The 18,889-nt window shown below is 61.0% G+C and carries 19 protein-coding genes and 1 pseudogene; 12 read left to right on the forward strand and 8 right to left on the reverse strand.

Annotated elements, in window-relative coordinates:
* Window positions 1-22 precede the first annotated feature (22 nt).
* Together KI235_RS29505 and KI235_RS29510 are read right to left on the reverse strand one after the other, a co-directional pair.
* Window positions 23-1,165 carry an MFS transporter gene (locus tag KI235_RS29505; protein WP_003206857.1) on the reverse strand — a complete coding sequence of 381 codons (1,143 nt, stop codon included), beginning with the start codon at window positions 1,163-1,165 and terminating at the stop codon, window positions 23-25.
* Window positions 1,166-1,355: 190 nt separating this feature from the next.
* A complete protein-coding gene (locus tag KI235_RS29510; RefSeq protein ID WP_003206859.1) occupies window positions 1,356-2,849 on the reverse strand; it encodes an aldehyde dehydrogenase in 1,494 nt (497 codons plus the stop codon).
* Between the two features lie 234 nt (window positions 2,850-3,083).
* Between KI235_RS29510 and KI235_RS29515 the strand changes: the two genes are divergently transcribed.
* Complete coding sequence (locus KI235_RS29515; protein WP_013694552.1) at window positions 3,084-3,446, forward strand: cupin domain-containing protein; 363 nt, start codon at window positions 3,084-3,086, stop codon at window positions 3,444-3,446.
* Window positions 3,447-3,536: 90 nt separating this feature from the next.
* On the opposite strand, the gene rpmG is transcribed toward KI235_RS29515, so the two are convergent.
* A complete protein-coding gene (gene rpmG, locus KI235_RS29520; protein WP_003177274.1) occupies window positions 3,537-3,692 on the reverse strand; it encodes a 50S ribosomal protein L33 in 156 nt (51 codons plus the stop codon).
* An 11-nt stretch (window positions 3,693-3,703) separates the two neighbouring features.
* A complete protein-coding gene (gene rpmB / locus KI235_RS29525; protein ID WP_003177273.1) occupies window positions 3,704-3,937 on the reverse strand; it encodes a 50S ribosomal protein L28 in 234 nt (77 codons plus the stop codon).
* A 437-nt stretch (window positions 3,938-4,374) separates the two neighbouring features.
* On the opposite strand from rpmB, the gene KI235_RS29530 reads away from it, so the two are divergent.
* Window positions 4,375-5,961 (forward strand): ABC transporter substrate-binding protein, encoded by a 1,587-nt coding sequence (locus KI235_RS29530; RefSeq protein ID WP_003206863.1) that lies wholly within the window; start codon window positions 4,375-4,377, stop codon window positions 5,959-5,961.
* A 68-nt stretch (window positions 5,962-6,029) separates the two neighbouring features.
* Here the strand turns inward: KI235_RS29530 and radC are convergent, their stop codons facing one another.
* Window positions 6,030-6,704, reverse strand: coding sequence for a DNA repair protein RadC (radC, locus tag KI235_RS29535; protein WP_013694555.1), 675 nt, complete (start codon window positions 6,702-6,704; stop codon window positions 6,030-6,032).
* Window positions 6,705-6,848: 144 nt separating this feature from the next.
* Between radC and coaBC the strand changes: the two genes are divergently transcribed.
* The 4 genes and pseudogenes from coaBC (at window position 6,849) to argB (ending at window position 11,105) form a co-directional block, all read left to right on the forward strand.
* Window positions 6,849-8,057 (forward strand): bifunctional phosphopantothenoylcysteine decarboxylase/phosphopantothenate--cysteine ligase CoaBC, encoded by a 1,209-nt coding sequence (coaBC, locus tag KI235_RS29540; RefSeq protein ID WP_003206865.1) that lies wholly within the window; start codon window positions 6,849-6,851, stop codon window positions 8,055-8,057.
* Window positions 8,058-8,061: 4 nt separating this feature from the next.
* Window positions 8,062-8,517, forward strand: coding sequence for a dUTP diphosphatase (gene dut / locus KI235_RS29545; protein WP_003206867.1), 456 nt, complete (start codon window positions 8,062-8,064; stop codon window positions 8,515-8,517).
* 251 nt (window positions 8,518-8,768) lie between these two features.
* Window positions 8,769-10,172, forward strand: a pseudogene (locus tag KI235_RS29550) (phosphomannomutase/phosphoglucomutase); the annotation flags it as partial.
* Window positions 10,173-10,199: 27 nt separating this feature from the next.
* On the forward strand, window positions 10,200-11,105 hold the full coding sequence (argB, locus tag KI235_RS29555; protein WP_003206871.1) for an acetylglutamate kinase: 906 nt from the start codon (window positions 10,200-10,202) through the stop codon (window positions 11,103-11,105).
* 173 nt (window positions 11,106-11,278) lie between these two features.
* On the opposite strand, the gene pyrE is transcribed toward argB, so the two are convergent.
* Window positions 11,279-11,923 (reverse strand): orotate phosphoribosyltransferase, encoded by a 645-nt coding sequence (gene pyrE / locus KI235_RS29560; protein ID WP_003206873.1) that lies wholly within the window; start codon window positions 11,921-11,923, stop codon window positions 11,279-11,281.
* 83 nt (window positions 11,924-12,006) lie between these two features.
* Here pyrE and KI235_RS29565 point away from each other — a divergent pair, with 83 nt between their 5' ends.
* Entirely contained in the window at window positions 12,007-12,786 is a 780-nt protein-coding gene (locus KI235_RS29565) for an exodeoxyribonuclease III (RefSeq protein ID WP_013694557.1), read from the forward strand.
* Between the two features lie 176 nt (window positions 12,787-12,962).
* Here KI235_RS29565 and KI235_RS29570 read toward each other — a convergent pair whose 3' ends face one another.
* Together KI235_RS29570 and rph are read right to left on the reverse strand one after the other, a co-directional pair.
* Entirely contained in the window at window positions 12,963-13,331 is a 369-nt protein-coding gene (locus KI235_RS29570; protein WP_013694558.1) for a DUF4870 domain-containing protein, read from the reverse strand.
* Between the two features lie 31 nt (window positions 13,332-13,362).
* Window positions 13,363-14,085, reverse strand: coding sequence for a ribonuclease PH (gene rph, locus KI235_RS29575; protein WP_003177262.1), 723 nt, complete (start codon window positions 14,083-14,085; stop codon window positions 13,363-13,365).
* Between the two features lie 273 nt (window positions 14,086-14,358).
* On the opposite strand from rph, the gene KI235_RS29580 reads away from it, so the two are divergent.
* From KI235_RS29580 to KI235_RS29600, 5 genes are all read left to right on the forward strand, one after another.
* On the forward strand, window positions 14,359-15,222 hold the full coding sequence (locus KI235_RS29580; RefSeq protein ID WP_003206875.1) for a YicC/YloC family endoribonuclease: 864 nt from the start codon (window positions 14,359-14,361) through the stop codon (window positions 15,220-15,222).
* 10 nt (window positions 15,223-15,232) lie between these two features.
* On the forward strand, window positions 15,233-15,853 hold the full coding sequence (gene gmk, locus KI235_RS29585) for a guanylate kinase (RefSeq protein ID WP_003206877.1): 621 nt from the start codon (window positions 15,233-15,235) through the stop codon (window positions 15,851-15,853).
* A gap of 167 nt (window positions 15,854-16,020) precedes the next feature.
* Window positions 16,021-16,284 carry a DNA-directed RNA polymerase subunit omega gene (rpoZ, locus tag KI235_RS29590; protein WP_003177259.1) on the forward strand — a complete coding sequence of 88 codons (264 nt, stop codon included), beginning with the start codon at window positions 16,021-16,023 and terminating at the stop codon, window positions 16,282-16,284.
* A 60-nt stretch (window positions 16,285-16,344) separates the two neighbouring features.
* Window positions 16,345-18,450, forward strand: coding sequence for a bifunctional GTP diphosphokinase/guanosine-3',5'-bis pyrophosphate 3'-pyrophosphohydrolase (gene spoT, locus KI235_RS29595; RefSeq protein ID WP_003206879.1), 2,106 nt, complete (start codon window positions 16,345-16,347; stop codon window positions 18,448-18,450).
* Between the two features lie 24 nt (window positions 18,451-18,474).
* Window positions 18,475-18,855: a RidA family protein gene (locus KI235_RS29600; protein WP_003206880.1), complete on the forward strand. Its 381-nt coding sequence runs from the start codon at window positions 18,475-18,477 to the stop codon at window positions 18,853-18,855.
* Window positions 18,856-18,889: the final 34 nt, after the last annotated feature.

The following is an 18,889-nucleotide window of genomic DNA, read 5'->3' on the forward strand; positions in this document are numbered from 1 at the left end:
AAACCTCTGTGGCGAGGGGTTTTCAAGCGGTTTGGGTGGTCCCGAATGCCCCTTGGCGCAACAACAGGATCACCAGGCCAAACGCCCCTGCCGCCATGAACAAAGGCAGCGCATGCCCGCTGATCCACTGGCTGCCCGCTCCTGCCGCCAGTGGGCCGATCAGGCAACCAAGGCCCCACAGTTGCGCGACGTGGGCGTTGGCCCGCACCAGCGCATCGTCGCGGTAACGCTCGCCGATCAGGATCAGCGACAACGTGAACAAACCGCCAGCACTGGCGCCGAACAGCACCCACAGCGGCCAGATCAACAAAGTATCGATCAAAAGTGGAACCGCCAGGCTCGACAACGTCAGCACCACCGCACAGCCCGTCAACAGCGCCCGGCGAGACACGCGATCGGCCAGCGCGCCGATGGGCAACTGCAACAGGGCATCACCGACCACCACGGTGCTGACCATCGCCAGCGCTATGTCGGCGGTGAAGCCCTGGCGCAGGCAATACACCGGCAGCAACGTGAGGATCATGGCCTCGAACGCGGCGAACAACGAGACCGCCCAGGCAATCGCCGGCAAGCCTCGGCAAAACGTCCACAAGTCGCCAAACGTCACGCTGCCAGCCTCGCTGCTCGGTGCACCGCTACGGCCCAGCAACAGCAAGGGTGCGCTCAGCAGCAAACCGACACCCACCCAGAACCCATAGTCATGATCGGTCCCCAGCGCACCCAGCAGCAGCGGGCCGGACAACTGGCTCAGGGCGTAGCTGCTGCCGTACAGCGCCACCAGTCGCCCACGCCATTTCTCAATGACCAGTTGATTGATCCAGCTTTCACCGAGAATGAACACCAGGGTCAGGACCACGCCAATCACCAGGCGCAGCAGCAACCAGACCGGATAGCTGGGCAACAGCGCCAGCAACCCGATGGAGACCGCGCCGCCCCACAGGCACAGGCGCATCAACGCCGCCGTGCCAAACCGCGCCGCCAGCCGGCTGGACATCTTGGCCCCGAGCAGCACCCCCACGGCCGGCATGGCGGCCATCACGCCAATGGCGAACGAGCCATAGCCCCAGCCCTCCAGGCGCAGCGACACCAGCGGCATGCTCACGCCCAAGGCCAGGCCGACACTCAGGACAGACGCCAACACGGCGAAATAGGTCGCCCAACGCATTTCCACGCTCCTGTGGAGGGTTATCAATCTCAACCATCCCCCAAAACACTGTGGGAGCGAGCTTGCTCGCGATGACGGCGCAACATTCAACAAAGTCGTCGACTGTCATACCGCTATCGCGAGCAAGCTCGCTCCCACAGGGGGGATCAGCGCTGCATGAGACCCCGGACAGGATCCGGGGCCCCCATTGTCAGAGCTTGATCCAGGTCGACTTCAGCTCGGTGTATTTGTCGAACGCATGCAGCGACTTGTCGCGACCGTTGCCCGATTGCTTGAAACCACCGAACGGCGCGGTCATGTCGCCGCCGTCGTACTGGTTGACCCATACGCTGCCGGCACGCAGGGCCTTGGCGGTCAGGTGGGCCTTGGAGATGTCCTTGGTCCATACCGCCGCGGCCAGGCCGTACGGCGTGTCGTTGGCGATCTCGATGGCCTGCTCGGCGGTGTCGAAAGCAATCACCGACAACACCGGGCCGAAAATCTCCTCCTGGGCGATTTTCATCGCGTTGCTCACGCCATCGAAAATCGTCGGCTCGACGTACGTACCGCCCGTTTCCTCAAGGATGCGCTTGCCGCCAGCCACCAGTTTGGCGCCGTCGCTGTGCCCGGCCTCGATGTAGGACAGCACGGTGTTCATCTGCTGGGTATCGACCAGGGCGCCCACATTGGTGGCCGGGTCCAGCGGGTTACCTGGCTTCCAGCCCTTGAGGGCTTCGATCACCAGTGGCAGGAACGTGTCCTTGATGGAACGCTCCACCAACAGCCGCGAGCCGGCGGTGCAGACTTCGCCCTGATTGAAGGCGATGGCGCTGGCGGCGGATTCGGCGGCGGCTTGCAGGTCCGGGGCATCGGCGAACACGATGTTCGGGCTCTTGCCGCCGGCTTCCAGCCAGATACGCTTCATGTTGGATTCGCCGGAGTAGATCATCAGTTGCTTGGCGATCTTGGTAGAGCCGGTGAATACCAGCGTATCGACGTCCATATGCAGGGCCAGGGCCTTGCCGACGGTATGGCCATAGCCTGGCAGCACGTTCAGCACGCCTTTCGGAATACCGGCCTCGATCGCCAATGCGGCGATGCGGATGGCGGTCAACGGGGATTTTTCCGACGGTTTGAGCACCACCGAGTTACCGGTGGACAGCGCTGGACCGAGTTTCCAGCAGGCCATCATCAACGGGAAGTTCCAGGGCACGATAGCGCCCACGACACCCACCGGCTCACGGGTTACCAGGCCCAACTGGTCGTGCGGCGTGGCCGCCACTTCGTCGTAGAGCTTGTCGATGGCTTCGCCGCTCCAGCTCAAGGCTTGGGCCGCGCCGGGAACGTCGATGTTCAGGGAGTCACTGATCGGCTTGCCCATGTCCAGGGTTTCGAGCAGCGCCAGTTCTTCGGCATGCTGCTTGAGCAGGCCGGCAAAACGAATCATGGTGGTTTTGCGCTTGCTGGGTGCCAGGCGCGACCAGACGCCGGAATTGAACGTGGCACGGGCGTTTTCGACCGCACGCTGGGCGTCGGCAACGTCACAGCTGGCGATCTTGCCCAGCAGGCGGCCATCGACCGGGCTGAGGCAATCGAAGGTTTCGCCGGACACCGCATCGGTGTACTCGCCGTTGATGAAGGCGCGGCCTTCGATCTTCAGGTCGCGGGCGCGTTGTTCCCAGTCGGCACGAGTCAGGGTGGTCATGCGTGTGTCCTCCTCTTATTGAGTACGAACGCCGCGCGGTGCGCAGCGCTCAAAAGAATTCTGCCCAACCAGCCTGGTTTCGGCGCCGTTTTCGGCATAGGGCACCCGCCACCCTAAACCAGCGGCTGGTCATGTTTCAATATATTTGACACAACGCTGGCAAACGACCTTGCGATGTTCGTTTTAATAAACATAGACTCGAGGCCTTCCAAGCGATCACTGGGGATCACCCGCATGAGCATTCAGGACATCGTTGATTTCAGCCAGGCCAATACCAACGCCGAACGTTATCGCCCGGACCCGGCCAAGGTGTTCAAGGGCGATCCCGAGCAAACCGTGTTCAACCACTACAGCAGCCCCTGCGGGCAAATGAACGCGGGCGTATGGGAAGGCGCCGTCGGCCAGTGGACGGTCAATTACACCGAGCATGAGTATTGCGAGATCGTCCAGGGCGTTTCCGTGCTTCGGGACGACGATGGCAATGCCAAGACCCTGCGGGCCGGTGACCGTTTCGTGATTCCAGCGGGGTTCAAGGGTACTTGGGAAGTGTTGGAGCCGTGCCGCAAGATTTATGTGGTGTTCGAACAGAAGGCTTGAGGATTTGTGAGGCCTGGCCGGGCCTCACGGGCAACAAAAAAGGCCCGTATCTCGCGATACGGGCCTTTTTCGTAAGAAGGAAAAAATCAATTACTTGATTTTGCCTTCCTTGTAGATCACGTGCTTGCGAACAACCGGATCATATTTCTTGATCTCGATTTTGTCCGGGGTAGTACGCTTGTTCTTGTCGGTAGTGTAGAAGTGACCAGTACCGGCGCTCGAGATCAAACGAATCAATTCACGCATGATTAGCTCCCTTAAACCTTGCCATCGCGACGAAGTTCGGCCAGCACGACACTGATGCCACGCTTGTCGATGATACGCATGCCCTTGGCAGATACGCGCAGACGCACAAAACGTTTCTCTTCTTCAACCCAGAAGCGGTGATGCTGCAGGTTCGGCAGGAAACGACGACGGGTTTTGTTGTTTGCGTGGGAAATGTTATTCCCAGTCACCGGACCCTTACCGGTAACTTGACAGACTCTCGACATGCCTCAGCCCTCTAAAACCACATGCCCAACCCGGCATGGGTTGGCCGCTTAATCTCTCAGTCATTTGGCGCCAGGCGCCGCGTTTCTTTAAGGGTCTTACCGGCTACACCTACAGTGAAGGAACCGGGCCCCTAGAAAAGAGCGCTGCTTTATACCAGAAAGACCACAGCGCAACAACAGCCGATGTGATTTGTCTTCATGGCGAATCATCGACCAACCGCCCCGGGCGGCGGGGGCAGAGGCTGGCAAAGCACCTTACCGCTCGTCGCTGCATGCAGGTTTTTTTCACCGGCGGCGTTTTTTAGTCCATCAACGCGCCGGCGCAGAGTGCCGGAAAATGCAAAAAGGGGATAGTCATTTAGCGGCGAGCCCACTAGGGTAGGCCTTTTCCAGACTGCACTCGCAGATGGGCCTTCGACTTGCACAGGAAACCGACCATGCGCCTCGCTGCCCTACCATTGTTGCTCGCCCCTCTGCTGATCACCCCGCAGGCCTTGGCCGCCGCCCTGAGCGTCTGTACCGAAGCCAGCCCGGAAGGGTTCGATGTCGTCCAGTACAACTCCCTGACGACCACCAACGCCTCCGCCGACGTGCTGATGAACCGCCTGGTGGACTTCGACACCGCCAGCGGCAAAGTGGTCCCGAGCCTGGCCGAGCGCTGGGAAGTCTCCACCGATGGCCTGGCCTATGTGTTCAAGCTGCGGCCACAGGTCAAGTTCCACCACACCGACTACTTCACGCCGCGCCGTGACCTGACCGCCGAGGACGTGAAGTTCAGCTTCGAGCGCATGCTCGACCCGGCGAATCCCTGGCACAAGGTGGCGCAAAGCGGCTTCCCCCACGCCCAGTCCATGCAACTGCCAGCGCTGATCAAGAAAGTCGACGCACTGGACCCGCTGACCGTGCGCTTCACCCTCGATCACGCCGACTCGACCTTCCTGGCGACGTTGAGCATGGGTTTTGCCTCCATTTATTCGGCCGAATACGCCGATCAGTTGATGAAGGCCGGTACACCGGAAAAACTCAACAGCCTGCCGGTCGGCACCGGCCCGTTCATTTTCAGCCGGTTCCAGAAGGACGCCTCGATTCGCTACAAGGCCAACGATGCCTATTTCGGCGGTAAACCCCAAGTGGACCCGCTGGTCTTCGCCATCACGCCGGATGCCAATGTGCGCCTGCAGAAATTACGCCGCAACGAATGCCAGATCGCCCTGTCGCCCAAGCCGCTGGACGTACAAGCCGCCAAGCAAGAACCTACGCTGAAGGTCGAGCAGACCGACGCTTTCATGACCGCGTTCGTGGCAATCAACAGCCAGCATCCACCGCTGGACAAGCCTGAGGTGCGCCAAGCCATCAACCTGGCCTTCGACAAGGCCAGCTACCTGAAGACCGTCTTCGAAGGCACCGCCGAAGCCGCCAATGGCCCCTACCCGCCCAACACCTGGAGCTACGCCAAAAACCTGCCCGGCTACGCCCATGACCTGGCCAAAGCCCGCGACCTGATGGCCAAGGCCGGATTGAAGGAAGGCTTCCAGACCACTATCTGGACCCGCCCTTCCGGCAGCTTGCTGAACCCCAATCCCAGCGCTGGCGCACAACTGCTGCAGTCCGACCTGGCGCAGATTGGCATCCAGGCCGAGATCCGGGTGATCGAATGGGGCGAACTGATCCGTCGCGCCAAGGCCGGCGAACATGATTTGCTGTTCATGGGTTGGGCCGGCGACAACGGCGACCCGGACAACTTCCTCACGCCACAGTTTTCCTGTGCGGCGGTCAAGTCCGGCACCAACTTCGCCCGCTACTGCAATCCCGACCTGGACAAACTTATCAGCGCCGGCAAGACCACCGGCGAACAGGGCGTGCGGGCCAAGCTCTACGAACAGGCCCAGGCCCAGATCCAGCAACAGGCCCTGTGGCTGCCCCTGGCGCACCCAACCGCGTTCGCCCTGACCCGCAAGGATGTGCAGGGTTATGCGGTGAGCCCGTTTGGGCGCCAGGATTACTCCAAGGTCAACATCAAATAACCCCAGCCCCACAGCCCCCTTCTGTGGGGGCCTGTGGGAGCAAAGGGATTTTTCAAGCCTGATCGGGCCTACATCCACCCACGCTCCGCCATCGACAACGGCTCCCCATCGCCAACGATGAAATGGTCGAGCACCCGCACATCGATCAGCTCCAGCGCCTCCTGAAGCCGCTCAGTGAGCACCCGGTCGGCCTGGCTGGGCTCGGTGTTGCCGGAGGGGTGGTTGTGGCACAGGATCAACGCGGCGGCGTTGTGGGCCAGGGCGCGCTTGACGACCTGCCGGGGATGGACACTGGCGCTGTCGATAGAGCCGCGAAACAGCGCCTCGAAGGTCAGCACCTGGTGCTTGGAATTGAGAAACAGGCAACCGAACACCTCGTGGGGTTCGTGACGCAGCATCGATTTCAGGTACTCACGCACCGCGAACGGGCTTTCCAGCGACGTTTTTTCCCGTGCCTGTTCAGCCAAATGCCGACGGCTCATTTCCTGAGCCGCTTGCAGCTGGGCAAACTTCGCCGGCCCGAGCCCCATATGATTACTGAATGTGATCTGATCGGCTTCAAGCAGCGCGCGCAGGCTGCCAAATTGAATCAATAGTTGTCGCGCCAGATCCACCGCGCTTTTGCCCGACACGCCGGTGCGTAAAAAAATCGCCAGCAGCTCGGCGTCCGACAGACTCCCCGCCCCTAGCGCCAATAACCGCTCCCGTGGCCGCTCGGCCGCGGGCCAATCGCGAATACTCATGGCATCTCCCTGATTGTGGGCGCCGCTGTTCCGTAGCGGTCGCTGTGATATCGTAGCCCATCTTTTTTGCAGGCGATTTGCACCCTGGCAGCTGCTGCCAAGGGGTTCGCCTTGCACTGACCACTGAAATCGAAAGGCAGGCCTATGCAGCGGCTGTATCGGAAACGCATCGTTCTGGGCGTCGGCGGCGGCATTGCCGCCTACAAGAGCGCCGAGCTGGTTCGCAGGCTTATCGACCAGGGCGCGGAAGTACGGGTCGTCATGACCCGCGGTGGCAGCGAGTTCATTACCCCGCTGACCATGCAGGCCCTGTCCGGGCACCCGGTCCACCTGGATTTGCTCGACCCGGCGGCCGAAGCCGCCATGGGTCATATCGAACTGGCCAAGTGGGCCGACCTGGTACTGATCGCCCCGGCCACGGCCGACCTCATCGCCCGTTTGGCCCAAGGCATCGCCGACGACCTGCTGACCACCCTGGTGCTCGCCACCGACGCGGTGGTCGCCGTGGCGCCGGCCATGAACCAGGCCATGTGGCGCGACCCAGCCACCCAGGCCAACCTGCAGTTGCTCGAAAGCCGCGCCCTGAAAGTCTTCGGCCCGGCCTCCGGGAGCCAGGCCTGCGGCGATGTCGGCATGGGCCGCATGCTCGAAGCAACCGACCTGGCCCAGTGCGCCGCCGACTGCTTCCAGCGCCAGGCCCTGACCGGCAAGCACGTGCTGATCACCGCCGGACCGACCCAGGAAAACATCGACCCGGTGCGCTACATCACCAACCACAGCTCCGGGAAAATGGGCTTCGCCCTGGCCGAAGCCGCCGTGGAAGCCGGTGCCCGGGTGACGCTGATCACCGGTCCCGTGCACCTGCCGACGCCGGACCGGGTCACGCGAATCGATGTGGTCAGCGCCCGGGACATGCTCGCGGCCTGTGAAGCAGCTATCCCCTGCGACCTGTTCATCGCCTCGGCGGCGGTGGCGGACTACCGCCCCGAAGTCGTTGCCCCGCAAAAATTGAAGAAAGACCCTACAAGCGGCGACGGCTTGCTACTGCAAATGGTGCGCAACCCGGACATCCTGGCCAGTATCGCCACCCGCCCCGACCGCCCGTTCAGTGTCGGCTTTGCCGCCGAGACCGAACACCTGCTCGATTACGCCGCACGCAAGCTCAAGGACAAGAACCTCGACTTGATCGTCGCCAACGACGTGGCCAACCCGAGCATCGGCTTCAACAGCGAAGAAAACGCCTGCAGCGTGATCGACCGCCAGTTGCACGCCACACTTTTCGCCCAGACCAGCAAGAGCAAGATTGCCCGCCAGCTGATCACTTTTATCGCCGAACGTCTGAACCAGGTTTAATGTCATGCACGCCCTACAAGCCAAGATCCTCGACCCACGCATCGGCAACGAATTCCCGCTGCCGCAATACGCCACACCAGGCTCCGCCGGCCTCGACCTGCGGGCGATGCTCAAGCAGGACACGATCCTGGAGCCGGGCCAGACCCTGCTGATTCCTACCGGCCTGTCGGTGTACATCGGCGATCCGGGCCTGGCCGCGCTGATCCTGCCGCGCTCGGGCTTGGGCCATAAGCACGGCATCGTGCTGGGCAACCTGGTGGGCCTGATCGACTCCGATTACCAGGGCGAACTGATGGTGTCATGCTGGAACCGCGGCCAAACGGCCTTCAACATTGCCGTGGGCGAACGCATCGCGCAGTTGGTGCTGGTGCCGGTGGTCCAGGCCCACTTCGAACTGGTCGAAGAATTCGACGAAAGCCAACGCGGCGCGGGTGGTTTCGGGCATTCCGGCAGCCATTGACCGGTGGTTACAGGCCGGGCGTCCTGCCCGGCCCGTTTGTGAAGCTTGTGTTTCAGGACAAAAAATGCGCAATGGCTTTCTGCTAGGTTTCCCACCCGGAATCAATGTATTAGGCGAGCGAGGCCGGGGTAACGCTGTCTCATGGCACTTTCCCACCACGAACTCTCTGTCAAAAACGCCGTCATACCCTTCAGCTTGAGCCTGCCGATGCTAACCGTCGGCCTGTCCAGTCACTTTCCTGATAGAGCGCCCCGCCCATGAACACCCCAGCCGCATTCGCCCCGATCTTCCCTGACAGCATCTTCCGCGCCTACGACATCCGTGGCGTGGTACCGGAAACCCTTACCGCCGAAACCGCCTACTGGATCGGCCGCGCTATCGGCTCCCAGAGCCTGGCCCAGGGCGAACCGAACGTGTGCGTCGGCCGTGATGGCCGCTTGTCGGGCCCCGAGCTGGTCGAACAACTGATCAAAGGCGTTGCCGACAGTGGCTGCCAAGTCAGCGACGTGGGCCTGGTGCCGACCCCGGCGCTGTACTACGCCGCCAACGTGTTGGCCGGCAAGTCCGGGGTGATGCTCACCGGCAGCCACAACCCATCGAACTACAACGGCTTCAAGATCGTCATCGCTGGCGACACCCTCGCCAACGAGCAGATCCAGGCCCTGCACACCCGCCTCAAGACCAATGACCTGAGCAGCGGCCAGGGCAGCGTGACCAAAGTCGATATCCTTGCGCGCTACAACGACGAAATCGTCAAGGACGTGAAACTCGCCCGTCGCCTGAAAGTGGTGGTCGATTGCGGCAACGGCGCGGCTGGCGTGATCGCCCCGCAACTGATCGAAGCCCTGAACTGCGAAGTCATCCCGCTGTTCTGCGACGTGGACGGCAACTTCCCTAACCACCACCCGGATCCGGGCAAGCTGGAAAACCTCGAGGACCTGATCGCCAAGGTCAAGGAAACCAACGCCGACCTGGGCCTGGCCTTCGACGGCGACGGCGACCGCGTGGGCGTGGTGACCAATACCGGCAGCGTGGTGTTCCCGGACCGCCTGCTGATGCTGTTTGCCAAGGACGTAGTGGCGCGCAACCCCGACGCCGAGATCATTTTCGACGTCAAATGCACCCGTCGCCTGGTGCCGCTGATCAAGGAATATGGCGGTCGCCCACTGATGTGGAAAACCGGTCACTCGTTGATCAAGAAAAAAATGAAACAGAGCGGCGCCCTGCTGGCCGGCGAAATGAGCGGCCACATCTTCTTCAAGGAACGCTGGTTCGGTTTTGACGACGGCATCTACAGCGCCGCGCGCCTGCTGGAAATCCTCAGCAAAGAGAAATCCACCGCCGAAGAGCTGTTCGCAACCTTCCCGAACGATATTTCTACGCCAGAAATCAATATCCATGTGACCGAAGAGAGCAAATTCAGCATCATTGATGCACTGCACGACGCTCAATGGGGCGAAGGCGCCGAACTGACCACCATCGATGGTGTGCGGGTCGACTATCCCCACGGCTGGGGCCTGGTTCGCGCATCCAACACCACACCGGTGCTGGTACTGCGTTTCGAGGCCGACAACGAGGCCGAACTGCAGCGCATCAAGGATGTGTTCCACACCCAACTCAAACGTGTTGCACCTGATCTCCAACTACCGTTTTGATTTTTTGAAGCACTACCGGAGCCCTGAATGACCCTCGAACGCGAAGCCGCCGCCAACACCGCCAAGGTCCTGTCCGAAGCGTTGCCTTATATCCGACGCTACGTCGGCAAGACCCTGGTGATCAAATACGGCGGCAACGCGATGGAAAGCGAGGAGCTCAAGACCGGCTTCGCCCGCGACATCGTGCTGATGAAGGCCGTGGGCATCAACCCGGTGGTCGTACACGGTGGTGGCCCGCAGATCGGTGACTTGCTCAAGCGCCTGTCGATCGAAAGCCACTTCATCGATGGCATGCGCGTGACCGACGCGCAGACCATGGATGTGGTGGAAATGGTCCTGGGCGGCCAGGTCAACAAGGACATCGTCAACCTGATCAACCGTCATGGCGGTAGCGCCATCGGCCTGACAGGCAAGGACGCCGAGCTGATCCGGGCGAAGAAACTCACCGTCACCCGCCAGACACCGGAGATGACCCAGCCGGAAATCATCGACATCGGTCATGTGGGCGAAGTGGTCGGTATCAACACCGACCTGCTGAACCTGCTGGTCAAGGGCGACTTCATCCCGGTGATCGCGCCCATCGGCGTGGGCGCCAACGGCGAGTCGTACAACATCAACGCCGACCTGGTGGCGGGCAAGGTTGCAGAGGCACTGAAAGCTGAAAAGCTGATGCTGCTGACCAACATCGCCGGCCTGATGGACAAGTCGGGCAAGGTCCTGACCGGACTGTCGACCCAACAGGTCGATGACCTGATCGCCGATGGCACCATCTACGGCGGCATGCTGCCGAAGATCCGTTGCGCACTGGAAGCGGTACAAGGCGGCGTCGGCAGCTCGTTGATCATCGACGGCCGGGTACCAAATGCGATCCTGCTGGAGATCTTCACCGACACCGGCGTAGGTACGTTGATCAGCAATCGCAAGCGTCCTTAAGCGATACCGGTAAAAAAAGACCCCGCTCAACCTGGTTGAGCGGGGTTTTTTTACCCACCGATTCCCTGTGGGAGCGAGCCTGCTCGCGATAGCGGTGGATCAGCCAACATGAATGTTGAATGGAAAATGGCTATCGCGAGCAGGCTCGCTCCCACAAGGGAATGTGCAAATCTTTAAACGCCGAACTGCGCCCGATAAGCCTCAACCGCCGGCAAATGCTGCTTGAGCTGCGGATCGTCGGCCAAAAACTCCAGCACCTGGTTCAGCGACACAATGCTGATCACCGGAATGCCAAAGTCGCGCTCCACTTCCTGGATCGCCGACAGCTCACCGTTGCCGCGCTCCTGACGGTTCAGGGCAATCAGCACGCCAGCGGCCTTGGCGCCTTCCTGGGAACCGATGATCTGCATCACTTCACGAATGGCAGTGCCGGCAGTGATGACGTCGTCGATGATCAACACGTCGCCGGTCAGCGGTGCACCCACCAGGCTGCCGCCTTCGCCGTGGGCCTTGGCTTCCTTGCGGTTGAAGCACCAAGGCAAGTCGCGCCCGTGGTGTTCGGCCAGGGCGACGGCAGTGGTGGCGGCCAGCGGGATGCCTTTGTAGGCCGGGCCGAACAGCACATCGAACGGGATACCGCTCTCGACGATGGCTGCCGCATAGAAACGACCCAGTTGCGCCAGGGCGGAACCGGTGTTGAACAGGCCGGCATTGAAGAAGTACGGGCTGGTGCGCCCGGACTTGAGGGTGAACTCACCGAAGCGCAAAACGCCGCGATCGATGGCAAAGCGAATGAAATCGCGCTGATACGCCTGCATGAAAAAAAGCCTCAAATACCGCGGATTTAGCTAAATAGGTACACGGCGTGTATCATACACGCACGTGATTTTTGGGGCCATTTATGCGGATCATCAGTGTGAACGTCAATGGTATTCAGGCTGCAGTCGAGCGTGGTTTGCTCAGTTGGCTGCAAGCACAGAATGCCGACGTCATCTGCCTGCAGGACACCCGCGCCTCCGCCTTTGAACTGGACGATGCAGCCTTCCAACTGGATGGTTACTTCCTTTATGCCTGCGATGCCGAAGTCCCCGCCCAGGGTGGCGTGGCTTTGTACTCGCGGCTGCAGCCGAAGGCTGTCATCAACGGTCTCGGTTTCGAGACGGCGGACCGCTACGGGCGCTACCTGCAAGCCGATTTCGACAAGGTCAGCATCGCGACCTTACTGCTCCCTTCGGGGCAGAACGGCGATGAAGATTTGAATCAGAAATTCAAGTTGATGGACGACTTCGCCCGTTATCTGGATAAACAGCGGCGCAAACGTCGCGAGTACATCTATTGTGGCTCGCTGTACGTGGCGCAACAGAAGCTGGATATCAAGAACTGGCGCGACAGCCAACAATCTCCTGGCTTCCTGGCGCCGGAACGGGCCTGGATGGACGAGATCATTGGCAACATGGGTTATGTCGACGCCCTGCGTGAAGTCAGCCGTGAAGGCGACCAGTACAGCTGGTGGCCTGACAACGAACAGGCCGAGATGCTCAACCTTGGCTGGCGCTTCGACTACCAGCTGCTGACGCCTGGGCTGCGCCGCTTCGTACGCAGCGCCCGCCTGCCGCGCCAGCCACGGTTCTCGCAGCATGCGCCGCTGATCGTGGATTACGACTGGACGCTGACTATCTAAGTGTCGTTTCGCAGCCACAAAAAAACCGACAGCCGTGTCGGTTTTTTTTGTGGACAACCATTTCCACTGTGGGAGTGAGCCTGCTCGCGATGGCGCAGTTACATTCAACATTGATGTTGACTGACACACAGCTATCGCGAGCAGGCTCGCTCCCACAGGGGGTTACTCATCGATCGTTATTTGACCAGGCGCCAAGTAAACGGATACCGATACGGCTGCCCTTCATTGGCCTTCACGCCACCAATGATGGTCAACACCAACGCACCAATGGCCACCAGGCCGAAGAGGAAGAAGCCGATCACCACGACCATCAGCAGCAAGCTGATCGCCGAGGCAATCGCCACGGTGATCTGGAAGTTCAGCGCTTCCTTGCCCTGGGCATCGATGAACGGGTCGGACTCACGCTTGAGCTGCCAGAGCACCAGCGGCCCGATCAGCGTGCCGAACGGAATCCAGATCCCCAACAAGGCGGACAGGTGACAAAACATTGCCCATTGACGCGCCTCTTTGCTCGGCTGGGGCAGCAGGATTTGCTCATCACTCATGACGCTCTCCTTGTCTTGAAGCGGGAATCGATCAGTCAGCCAAGGCGGCCTTTTGCAGTTCGAAGATTTCGTTCATGCCTTTCTTCGCCAACTCCAGCATAGCGTTCAATTCTTCCGGCTGGAACGGCGCGCCCTCGGCAGTGCCCTGGACTTCGATGAAACCGCCAGCACTGGTCATGACCACGTTCAGGTCAGTCTCGGCGGCGGAGTCTTCCAGGTAATCCAGGTCCAGTACCGGCTCGCCCTGGTACATGCCCACGGACACAGCAGCGATCATTTGCTTGAGCGGGTCGCCACCCTTGAGGCCACCGCGCTTCTTGATCACTTTCAAGGCATCGACCAGGGCGACCATGGCCCCAGTGATGGAGGCTGTACGCGTGCCGCCGTCGGCCTGGATCACGTCGCAATCGACATACAGTGTCACGTCGCCCAACTTGGACATGTCCAGAGCAGCACGCAGCGAACGGCCGATCAAGCGTTGGATTTCCAGGGTACGGCCGCCCTGCTTGCCACGGCTGGCCTCGCGCTGGTTCCGCTCACCGGTGGCGCGCGGCAGCATGCCGTATTCGGCCGTCAACCAACCCTGGCCCTGACCCTTGAGGAACCGTGGCACGCCGTTTTCGACACTGACGGTGCAGATGACCTTGGTATCACCGAATTCGACCAGTACAGATCCCTCGGCGTGTTTGGTGTAGTTGCGGGTAATGCGGATCGAGCGAAGCTGATCGGCAGCGCGACCACTTGGACGTTTCATAGGGAATACCTGTACGGAGGACGGAAAACTGCCGAGCATTATAGAGCCGTGAATCGTCATAGGGCAGTTAAACGTCGCGCGGCTCTAAAAAGCCGGCGCGAGCGAAGCCGCGCAGAGGTCCGCCCGACGGGCTGCCACGCTTTGTCGCAAGCGCGGTTGGGGCATACGCCTCACTGCGCTACAATCCTGCGCCTTTGCTGCCCTTGGGCTTTTAATTTACAGACTCCAGGCCCACGACCACCGTCGTGCCGGCCTGCATTGCGAGGAACCTCCATGGTGCACAGCATGACCGCCTTCGCCCGCGTCGAAAAAGCCGGGGCCCAAGGCACGCTGAGCTGGGAACTGCGCTCGGTCAACAGCCGCTACCTGGAGCCGCACCTGCGCCTGCCCGAGTCTTTCCGCGACCTGGAAGGGGGTGTACGCGAGGCACTGCGCCAGGGCCTGTCCCGGGGCAAGCTGGAATGCACCCTGCGCTTCACTGAAGAAAGCACTGGCAAAGCCTTGCAAGTGGACCGCGAGCGCGCCGCACAACTGGTCGCCGCTGCCGAAACCGTCGCCAGCCTGATCAAGAACCCTGCTGCCCTGAATCCACTGGAAGTCCTGGCTTGGCCCGGCGTGCTGGTGGGCGATGCGAGCGACCCACAGGCGCTGAACGCCGAGGCGATGGCACTGTTCAATGAAGGCCTCAAGGAACTCAAGGCCGGCCGCGAGCGCGAAGGCGCGGAGTTGGCCCGGCTGATCAACGAGCGCCTGACCTCCATTGAAGAAGACGTCAGCACCCTGCGCGAACTGGTCCCGCAGATGCTCGCCACCCAGCGCCAGAAAGTCCTCGACCGTTTCACCGACATGAAGGCCGAACTGGACCCGCAACGCCTGGAACAGGAAATGGTCATGCTCGCGCAAAAGAGCGACGTGGCCGAAGAACTGGATCGCCTGAGCACCCACATCATCGAAGTTCGCCGGGTGCTCAAGTCCGGCGGTGCGGCCGGTCGCCGCCTCGACTTCCTGATGCAGGAGCTCAACCGCGAAGCCAATACACTGGGCTCCAAAGCCTTCGACCCGCGCAGCACCCAGGCGGCGGTCAACCTCAAGGTGTTGATCGAACAAATGCGCGAACAAGTGCAGAACATTGAGTAAGGCTAACGACATGACCCACAGCACCGGCACCCTCTACATCATTTCCGCGCCCTCGGGCGCCGGCAAGACCAGCCTGGTCAAGGCACTGATCGACGCCGAACCGCAGATCCGCGTCTCGGTCTCGCACACCACCCGCGCCATGCGCCCGGGCGAAGTGAATGGTGTGAACTATCACTTCGTCGACCGCGAAGAGTTCGTGAAGATGGCCGAGCACGGCGACTTCCTGGAGCGCGCCGAAGTTTTCGGCAACCTTTATGGCACTTCGCAAAGCTACTTGCAGCAGACCCTGGACGAAGGTCACGACCTGATCCTGGAAATCGACTGGCAAGGCGCCGAGCAGGTGCGCAAGCTGATGCCCCAGGCCCGGTCGATCTTCATCCTACCGCCAAGCCAGCAAGCCTTGCGCCAGCGCCTGACCAACCGTGGCCAGGACAGCGACGACATCATCGAGGGCCGGATGCGCGAAGCGGTCAGCGAGATGAGTCACTACGTCGACTATGATTATCTGATCATCAACGACGATTTCGCCCACGCGCTGGACGACCTGAAGGCGATTTTCCGCGCCAGCCAGCTGCAGCAGAAACGCCAACAGCAACGTTTCGGCAAATTATTAGCCGAATTGTTGGGCTGAACAGCCCTTCCCAAAACCGCTGCGACGGCTTTACATTGGTAGTCGCAGCGCGCCGAGGGGTTTGGTTAAAAAATCAGCGCTTCCCTAAACGCTGGTGTTTTTTTAAACTGTCGAGTCCGCTCGCCCAACCGGGCAGCGCGCATATTGCATTCGCTCCGAGGAATACCATGGCCCGCGTAACCGTTGAAGACTGCCTAGAACACGTGGAAAACCGCTTTGAGCTGGTCATGCTCTCTACCAAGCGTGCCCGTCAACTGGCCACCGGTGGCAAAGAGCCGTTGGTCCAGTGGGAAAACGACAAGCCTACCGTAGTAGCGCTGCGTGAAATCGCCGAAGGCCTGATGAGCTACGAGTTCATCGCCAACGCTGAAATCGTCGAAGACGAACCGCTGTTCGCAGCGTTCGAGGACGAGTCCAACGAGGCGGTCTAAGCCTATGCCTGGTCGACGTAGCACGGCGCGGGGTCACAGCAAACGGCAGGAGTCATCATCATGCCGAGCATAGACGCCCTCGCCGATCGCTTATCGGCCTACCTCGGCACGGACCAGGTCAATCTGGTCCGCCGAGCCTATTTCTACGCCGAACAAGCCCACGACGGCCAGCGCCGCCGCAGCGGCGAGGCGTACGTCACGCATCCTCTTGCGGTGGCGAATATTCTTGCCGACATGCACATGGACCATCAGAGCCTGATGGCGGCGATGCTGCATGACGTGATCGAAGACACCGGCATTGCCAAGGAAGCGCTGCAGGCGCAGTTCGGCGAAACCGTGGCCGAACTGGTCGACGGGGTCAGCAAGCTGACCCAGATGAACTTCGAGACCAAGGCCGAGGCCCAGGCCGAAAACTTCCAGAAAATGGCCATGGCCATGGCCCGCGACATTCGCGTGATCCTGGTCAAGCTCGCCGACCGCCTGCACAACATGCGCACCCTGGAAGTGCTGTCCGGCGAAAAACGCCGGCGCATCGCCAAGGAAACCCTGGAAATCTACGCCCCCATCGCCAATCGCCTGGGCATGCACGCGATCCGCATCGAGTTCGAAGACCTCGGCTTCAAGGCCATGCACCCGATGCGTTCGGCGCGGATCAACCAGGCCGTCAAGCGCGCCCGGGGCAACCGCAAGGAAATCGTCAACAAGATCGAAGAGTCGCTGAGCCACTGCCTGGCCATCGACGGCATCGAAGGCGAAGTCAGCGGGCGGCAGAAACACCTCTACGGCATCTACAAGAAAATGCGCGGCAAGCGTCGGGCCTTCAACGAGATCATGGACGTCTACGCGTTCCGGATCATCGTCGACAAGGTCGATACCTGCTACCGCGTGCTGGGTGCTGTACATAATTTGTACAAACCGTTGCCGGGGCGCTTCAAGGATTACATCGCGATCCCCAAGGCCAACGGCTATCAGTCGCTGCACACCACGCTGTTCGGCATGCACGGCGTACCCATCGAAATCCAGATCCGCACCCGCGAAATGGAAGAAATGGCCAACAACGGCATCGCCGCCCATTGGCTGTACAAATCCAGCGGTGACGAACAACCCAAGAGCACTCACGCCCGCGCCCGGCAATGGGTCAAGGGTGTGCTGGAAATGCAGCAGCGCGCCGGCAACTCCCTGGAATTCATCGAGAGCGTGAAGATCGACCTGTTCCCGGACGAGGTCTACGTTTTCACGCCCAAGGGCCGGATCATGGAGCTGCCCAAAGGCTCCACGGCCGTGGACTTTGCCTATGCGGTGCACACCGACGTTGGCAACAGTTGCATCGCGTGCCGGATCAACCGCCGCCTGGCGCCGTTGTCCGAACCGCTGCAAAGCGGTTCCACGGTGGAAATCGTCAGCGCCCCCGGCGCACGACCCAACCCGGCGTGGCTCAATTTCGTGGTCACCGGCAAGGCCCGCACCCATATCCGTCACGCCCTCAAACTGCAACGTCGCTCCGAATCCATCAGCCTCGGCGAACGCCTGCTGAACAAGGTGCTGAACGGTTTCGACAGCTCGCTCGACAAGATCCCGGTCGAGCGCGTGCAACTGATGCTCCACGAATACCGTCTCGAATTGATCGAAGACCTGCTCGAAGACATCGGCCTGGGCAATCGCATGGCCTACGTCGTTGCCCGTCGCCTGCTCGGCGAAGGCGAACAGTTGCCAAGCCCCGAAGGCCCGCTGGCGATTCGCGGCACCGAGGGCCTGGTGCTCAGTTATGCCAAGTGTTGTACGCCGATTCCGGGCGACCCGATTGTCGGCCACTTGTCCGCCGGCAAAGGGATGGTCGTGCACCTGGACAACTGCCGCAACATCAGCGAAATCCGTCATAACCCGGAAAAATGCATCCAGCTCTCCTGGGCCAAGGATGTCACCGGCGAATTCAACGTCGAGCTGCGGGTCGAGCTGGAACACCAGCGCGGCCTGATCGCCCTGCTGGCCAGCAGCGTCAATGCCGCCGACGGCAATATCGAAAAAATCAGCATGGACGAACGCGATGGCCGCATCAGCGTCGTTCAATTGGTGGTCAGCGTGCACGACCGTGTGCACCTGGCCCGCGTGATCAAGAAACTGCGCGCCCTGACCGGCGTTATCCGCATCACCCGGATGCGCGCGTAGCCCATTCGTTATCAGGAGTCATTCATGACCAAGACCGTTATCACCAGCGACAAGGCCCCCGCCGCCATCGGTACTTATTCCCAGGCGATCAAGGCCGGCAACACCGTGTACATGTCGGGCCAGATTCCACTGGACCCGAAAACCATGGAACTGGTGGAAGGCTTCGAAGCCCAGACCGTGCAGGTGTTCGAAAACCTCAAGGCCGTGGCCGAGGCCGCCGGTGGTTCGTTCAAGGACATCGTCAAGCTGAACATCTTCCTCACCGACCTGAGCCATTTCGCCAAGGTCAACGAGGTGATGGGCAAGTACTTCGACCAGCCTTACCCTGCCCGCGCCGCCATCGGCGTGGCCGCCCTGCCCAAGGGCGCTCAGGTTGAGATGGATGCCATCCTGGTCATCGAGTAAATAAGGCCGGCGCAGCCTCCCCCGCTGCGCCGTT

This window comes from Pseudomonas sp. St386 (assembly GCF_018325865.1).
Lineage (GTDB): Bacteria > Pseudomonadota > Gammaproteobacteria > Pseudomonadales > Pseudomonadaceae > Aquipseudomonas > Aquipseudomonas brassicacearum.